The 6,185-nt window shown below is 70.3% G+C and carries 6 protein-coding genes; 5 read left to right on the top strand and 1 reads right to left on the bottom strand.

From position 1 onward, the window contains the following. Positions 1–53: 53 nt before the first annotated feature. Both ACFWI9_RS15625 and ACFWI9_RS15630 read left to right on the top strand, forming a co-directional pair. Complete coding sequence (locus ACFWI9_RS15625; protein WP_387162211.1) at positions 54–410, top strand: YciI family protein; 357 nt, start codon at positions 54–56, stop codon at positions 408–410. A 383-nt stretch (positions 411–793) separates the two neighbouring features. Beyond that, positions 794–1,459, top strand: a complete 666-nt coding sequence (locus tag ACFWI9_RS15630) for a hypothetical protein (RefSeq protein WP_387162214.1) — start codon at positions 794–796, stop codon at positions 1,457–1,459. Positions 1,460–1,587: 128 nt separating this feature from the next. Here ACFWI9_RS15630 and ACFWI9_RS15635 read toward each other — a convergent pair whose 3' ends face one another. Further along, the gene (locus ACFWI9_RS15635) at positions 1,588–2,811 is read right to left on the bottom strand and encodes an SAM-dependent methyltransferase (protein WP_387162223.1); all 1,224 of its coding nucleotides are present in this window, start codon (positions 2,809–2,811) and stop codon (positions 1,588–1,590) included. Between the two features lie 73 nt (positions 2,812–2,884). On the opposite strand from ACFWI9_RS15635, the gene ACFWI9_RS15640 reads away from it, so the two are divergent. From ACFWI9_RS15640 to groL, 3 genes are all read left to right on the top strand, one after another. Further along, entirely contained in the window at positions 2,885–3,838 is a 954-nt protein-coding gene (locus ACFWI9_RS15640; RefSeq protein WP_387162215.1) for a polysaccharide deacetylase family protein, read from the top strand. Between the two features lie 191 nt (positions 3,839–4,029). Then, positions 4,030–4,338 carry a co-chaperone GroES gene (gene groES, locus ACFWI9_RS15645; protein ID WP_015035628.1) on the top strand — a complete coding sequence of 103 codons (309 nt, stop codon included), beginning with the start codon at positions 4,030–4,032 and terminating at the stop codon, positions 4,336–4,338. 141 nt (positions 4,339–4,479) lie between these two features. Further along, positions 4,480–6,108: a chaperonin GroEL gene (gene groL, locus ACFWI9_RS15650; RefSeq protein WP_387162216.1), complete on the top strand. Its 1,629-nt coding sequence runs from the start codon at positions 4,480–4,482 to the stop codon at positions 6,106–6,108. The last annotated feature ends 77 nt before the right edge of the window (positions 6,109–6,185 follow it).

Below are 6,185 nucleotides of genomic sequence, written 5' to 3' on the forward strand. Positions count from 1 at the left end.
GTACAGGCTGAGAGGCGGAGTACGGCCCCGCCCAGCGACATACGGAGAACACCATGCCCCGGTACCTGTCGATGATCCGCGTCAACGAGTCGGAGGCTCCGGCAGAAGGGCCCAGCCCGGAGCTCATGGAGCGGATGGGGGTGCTGATCGAGGAGATGACCAAGGCCGGTGTGCTGCTGGACACCGCCGGGCTCACCCCGGCCGCCCAGGGCAAGCGCGTCACCTGGTCCGGCGGGAAGATCGTCGTCACCGAAGGGCCGTTCGCCGAGTCCGAGGAGGTCATCGGCGGCTACGCGCTGATCCAGGCCGAGGACGAGGCCGAGGCGCTGGAGTGGACCAAGCGGTTCCTCCAGACCCATGAGACGTTCTGGACGATCACCTGCGAGGTCCGCCAGATCGCCGAAGGCTGAGGCCGCCGGCGCAATGCCCTTCCGGACCGAGTCCGCGCGCGGGTGTCGAAAACCGGTGTACGAGCCTCGTCGGTCCGGGCCGGCGGGCATGTGAGGCCGTGTCAGCGGCGTCCCACAGGGTCCCGCCCATGAGTTCTTCGTCGGACGCCAAGCGCGGCCGACGAGTCGGGGCAGGCCCTGCCGCTGGAGCCCGGTGTCCTGGACGCTGTCACGCAGGGCCTCGGCTGGATGCGGCGCGCGCAGTCGGAGCCGGGCTCGGGCGTGATCGGCTTCCAGTTCTGAGTGGGACAACCCATGGTGCCGCCTGGCGAGGCGAGATGGAGTGAGCAGCGCCTGACGCCCCGACAGCAGGCCCCCGACGTGGCGCCGGTAGTCTCGCGGGCATGCCCCGTGGTCGCCGACTTCCCCCGCCCCCGCCACCCGAGGCCCTGCGCTCCTGGCCCGACCGCGAGGCGCTGCTCGCCGACCGGGCGGCGGTGCTCGGGGATCTCACCACGCGGCTGATCGGGATACCCCGGCTGCTGGTGTTCCTGCTTCAACTCGCCATGCTGCAACTGGGCTGGGGCATCGCGGGCAGCGGTCTTGCCTCGCTGGGTCCCGACGGCCCCTACGACCCGTTGAGCATGATCCTCATCGTGGTCGCCTTCGGTATCGCCACCGGCGTTCTGGTCCCGGCCGGACTTCTCGTCGGCTCGGGCATCGGGCGTGACCGCCGTATCCGCGCACTGCTCGACCAGTGGGCCGCCCTGGACCGCGACCCCGCCGGTGACGCCCGTTTCAGGGCCCCAGGGCCGAGTCTGTGCTGGCTGCTGTCCTGCTTCGTCTTCGGCGCCTTCGGACTGTGGCTCTCCTTCGCCATTCCGGCATCCGCACAACCGGGCGCCACGACGTACGGCGAGGTCGCCTACTTCATGGGTGTGGGCGTCATCTGCTGGGTGATGGGCCTGATCGGTGCCGCCAAGGCCGTGACCCACTACCGGTGGGCGCTGCGGCTTACGGCAGTCGACGGACCGGCGTCGCGTACACCCGTGAGCAACGCCCACGTCTGAGCAGCCCCCGGCCGGCACGCCTGGTCTGGCCCCACGGCCGGTTGACCTGGAGCGCCCCGCTGACCCGGCCGCCCTGAGCGTCCGGCTGGCCCGGTACGCCCGGACGCTCCGCCGCCCCGGCCCCCCGGTTACCCCACCGGCCCGCCGATCAGCATCGTCGGTGCCCCCGCCACCCGCGTCAGGAACACCGTGGCCGCGTTCGGCCCGCGTGGCTTGACCTTGCGGCGTACCTCCTCCGGTTCGACCGCCGAGCCGCGCTTCTTCACCGTCAGGTTGCCGACGCCGCGTTCACGCAGCAGGGCCTTCAGCTTCTTGAGGTTGAACGGCAACTCGTCGGTGATCTCGTAGGCGGTGGCGTACGGGGTCGGGCGCAGCTCATCGGCCGTGATGTAGGCGATGGTCGGGTCGAGCAGCCCGCCGCCCAGTTCCTCGGCGACCTCGGCGACCAGATGCGCGCGGATCACGGCGCCGTCGGGCTCGTACAGATAGCGGCCCACCGGGCGGACCTCGGGGTCCGGCAGTCCGCGGCCCACCAGCGTCGCACCCGACGGGAGGAGGGTGGCGCGGCGCGTCCCCGGGGTGATGACCTCGGGGCGTCCCTCGTCGTGCCAGAGCACGGCCTCCTTCACATCGCCGGCGTCCGAGATCCACTCGGCCTCGAAGTCCTCGGGGACCAGCTCGTGCGGAATGCCGGGGGCGATCTTGATGGCTCCGGTGCCGACCCGGCGTACCGCGTCGATCGCCCAGGAAAGCGGCGGGGAGTACGCCTCGGGGTCGAAGATCCGGCCGCCACCGCGCCCGCCCCGTCTGGCCGGGTCGATGAAGACCGCTTCCGTGCCGTTGAGGTCGTACTCCATGACGTCCGTGCAGCTGACGGTGATCAGCGGGGTCCCCTCCACCACCGTGCACACGTTGACCAGGGCGCTCTCGGCGGTCAGCGGGTCCAGGTCGACCGCGTCCACGACGAAGCCCTCGCGGGCCAGCGCGATCGCGTCGCCGCCTATTCCGCAGCACAGATCGGTCACCTGGACCGGGCCGATGTCCCGGAACCGCGCGGCCCGGTAGGCGGCCACCGAGCGGCGGGTGGACTGCTCGACGCCGTTCGGCGTGAAGTACATCCGGTACGCGTCCTCGGCGCCGAACTTGGTCACCGCCCGCTGCCGCAGCCGTGCCTGGGCGAGCGCCGCCGAGACCAGCTCGGCCGGGTGCTCGCGGCGCAGCCTGGTCGCCACGGCGAGCTCCTGGGCGGGGTCGTGGTCGCGCAGGACTGCCAGCAGGGACTGCCCCTCGGCGCTGAGCAGCGGTCCGAGGTGGGGGAAGGAGATGTCATCCACACGCTCATTGTCGGCCAGCCGGGGGACGGTGCGGGGCCCGGTGGCGGTGTCGGGGCCTGGTGGGGGCCCGGCGCTGACAGGATGCGCGGGTATGGGACTAGTACGACAAAACGCAAATATGGCGAATGGTTGGCGCCGTGGGGCACTGGTGCTGACCGCGCTGGTCGTCGCCGCGATCGGCGGGAACTGCGCCGTCAGCGGGAGCTGTACGAGTGGGAGCGCGCAGGGTCCCGGGTCCCACGGCCGGTACGTGGCTCCCGGTACTCCCGGGGCTTTCGGTGCTCCCGGCGCGCCGGGAGCACCCGCCGGGCGCATGGGGAAGCCGGCGTCCGGCGCCCAGGCCGCCGCGGCCAGGTACTGGGGACTCGACGAGCCGCCGCTCGTCGCACCCCCGCCACCGGGCGAGAAGCCGGAGATCACCACCCGCGAGGGCTTCGAGGTCCGCGACCACGAAGGCCTCCCGCCGGTCTTCACCGCCGTGCCGACCACCGACCGGGTCGTCTTCCTCACGATCGACGACGGAGCCGAGAAGGACCCCGCGCTGCTCCGGATGATGAGCGACCTGGAGATCCCGTACAGCGCCTTCCTGACCGACTACCTGGCGCGGGGCGACTACGCGTACTTCGGCAGGATGCAGGAGCGCGGGACGACGCTGAACAACCACACCCTCACCCACCCGTATCTGCGCGGGCGTCCCTACCGGGCCCAGCGCAGGGAGATCTGCGGGCAGCAGGACCGGATCGAGGAGGAGTTCGGCGAGCGGCCCCGGCTCTTCCGGCCGCCCTACGGCGCCTACGACCGGAACACGCTGCGGGCCGCGAAGTCGTGCGGGATCGAGGCCGTACCGCTCTGGGCTGCGGAGGCGTTCGCGGACCACATGGAGTGGCGGGAGGCGGACCGGGAGCTGCACCCCGGCGACATCATCCTCACCCACTTCCGGGGTGAGGCGGAGTGGCGGGCCCGGATGCCCGACCTGATCCGGCGGGTGATGAACCTCATCACCGAACGGGGGTACGCGGTGGCGCGGCTGGAGGACTACGTATGACCGCCACGCACGGGTTGACTGGCACTCCGCTTGACCGAGTGCTAATCGCGGTCATAGTCTCGGCTCTGGCACTCCCCGCAGGAGAGTGCCAACACAGCGACGGGCAGGTCCGGCACCCGCGACGACGGATCCACCTGGTCGCCACCTCAGACAGTTAACCCCGTGAGATCTCCGAAGGGGGAGGTCGGATCGTGACGACCACCAGCTCCAAGGTTGCCATCAAGCCGCTTGAGGACCGCATCGTGGTCCAGCCGCTGGACGCCGAGCAGACCACGGCCTCTGGCCTGGTCATCCCGGACACGGCCAAGGAGAAGCCCCAGGAGGGCGTCGTCCTGGCCGTCGGCCCGGGCCGCTTCGAGAACGGCGAGCGCCTGCCGCTCGACGTCAAGACCGGCGATGTCGTGCTCTACAGCAAGTACGGCGGCACCGAGGTGAAGTACAACGGCGAGGAGTACCTCGTCCTCTCGGCCCGCGACGTGCTCGCGATCGTCGAGAAGTAAGTCACCCGGCAGTTTTGCTCTGAGCCGCGCCCTGGCCCCCGTGTCTGAGAAGCCGGGTCGCCGGGGCGCGGTTCGTTTTTCGCGATGGCGGCTGTCCCAGAAGGCAGCCGGGGATCGCAACGAGAGGACTTGAGAAGCTCCATGGCGAAGATCCTGAAGTTCGACGAGGACGCCCGTCGCGCCCTTGAGCGCGGCGTCAACAAGCTCGCCGACACGGTCAAGGTGACGATCGGCCCCAAGGGCCGCAACGTCGTGATCGACAAGAAGTTCGGCGCCCCCACCATCACCAACGACGGTGTCACCATCGCCCGTGAGGTGGAGATCGAGGACCCGTACGAGAACCTCGGCGCCCAGCTGGTCAAGGAGGTGGCGACCAAGACCAACGACATCGCGGGTGACGGCACCACCACCGCCACCGTGCTCGCCCAGGCCCTGGTCCGCGAGGGTCTGCGCAACGTCGCCGCGGGCGCCTCCCCGGCAGCCCTGAAGAAGGGCATCGACGCCGCCGTCAAGGCCGTCTCCGACGACCTCATCGCCACCGCGCGTCCGATCGAGGAGAAGTCCGACATCGCCGCCGTCGCCGCGCTGTCCGCCCAGGACCAGCAGGTCGGCGAGCTCATCGCCGAGGCGATGGACAAGGTCGGCAAGGACGGTGTCATCACCGTCGAGGAGTCCAACACCTTCGGTCTGGAGCTGGACTTCACCGAGGGCATGGCCTTCGACAAGGGCTACCTGTCGCCGTACATGGTGACCGACCCGGAGCGTATGGAGGCCGTCCTCGACGACCCGTACATCCTGATCCACCAGGGCAAGATCTCCGCGATCACGGACCTGCTGCCGCTGCTGGAGAAGATCATCCAGGCCGGCAGCTCCAAGCCGCTGCTGATCATCGCCGAGGACGTCGAGGGCGAGGCCCTGTCCACGCTCGTCGTCAACAAGATCCGCGGCACCTTCAACGCGGTCGCGGTCAAGGCCCCCGGCTTCGGTGACCGCCGCAAGGCGATGCTCCAGGACATGGCCACCCTCACCGGTGCCACCGTCATCGCCGAGGAGGTCGGCCTCAAGCTCGACCAGGCTGGTCTGGACGTGCTGGGCACCGCCCGCCGTATCACCGTCACCAAGGACGACACCACGGTCGTCGACGGCGGCGGCAAGAGCGAGGACGTGTCCGGCCGCGTCGCGCAGATCAAGGCCGAGATCGAGACCACGGACTCCGACTGGGACCGCGAGAAGCTCCAGGAGCGCCTCGCGAAGCTGGCCGGCGGCGTGTGCGTGATCAAGGTCGGCGCCGCCACCGAGGTGGAGCTGAAGGAGAAGAAGCACCGTCTGGAGGACGCCATCTCCGCGACCCGCGCCGCGGTCGAGGAGGGCATCGTCTCCGGTGGTGGCTCCGCGCTGGTGCACGCAGTCAAGGTGCTCGAGGGCAACCTCGGCAAGGACGGCGACGAGGCCACCGGTGTCGCGGTCGTCCGCCGCGCCGCCGTCGAGCCGCTGCGCTGGATCGCCGAGAACGCCGGACTCGAGGGCTACGTCATCACCGCGAAGGTGTCGGAGCTGGAGAAGGGTCAGGGCTTCAACGCCGCGACCGGCGAGTACGGCGACCTGGTGAAGGCCGGCGTCATCGACCCGGTCAAGGTCACCCGCTCCGCGCTGGAGAACGCCGCGTCGATCGCCTCCCTGCTGCTCACCACCGAGACGCTCGTGGTGGAGAAGAAGGAAGAGGAGCCGGCGGACGCGGGCCACGGCCACGGTCACGGCCACTCCCACTGAGCTGAGCCACCGCACCTGAGCGGCCCGGCCCAGAGGGCGGTGCATGAGCCCCCGGTTCCCTGGAGTCTCCAGGGAAC

Origin of the sequence: Streptomyces sp. NPDC127084, from assembly GCF_042724175.1 — a bacterium.
Taxonomy (GTDB): Bacteria; Actinomycetota; Actinomycetes; order Streptomycetales; family Streptomycetaceae; genus Streptomyces.

Excerpts from the sequence above, each read along its gene's own strand:
- ACFWI9_RS15640 (WP_387162215.1), top strand. The coding sequence starts at position 2,885 with ATGGGACTAGTACGACAAAACGCAAATATGGCGAATGGTTGGCGCCGT.
- groL (WP_387162216.1), top strand. The coding sequence starts at position 4,480 with ATGGCGAAGATCCTGAAGTTCGACGAGGACGCCCGTCGCGCCCTTGAG.
- ACFWI9_RS15625 (WP_387162211.1), top strand. The coding sequence starts at position 54 with ATGCCCCGGTACCTGTCGATGATCCGCGTCAACGAGTCGGAGGCTCCG.
- ACFWI9_RS15630 (WP_387162214.1), top strand. The coding sequence starts at position 794 with ATGCCCCGTGGTCGCCGACTTCCCCCGCCCCCGCCACCCGAGGCCCTG.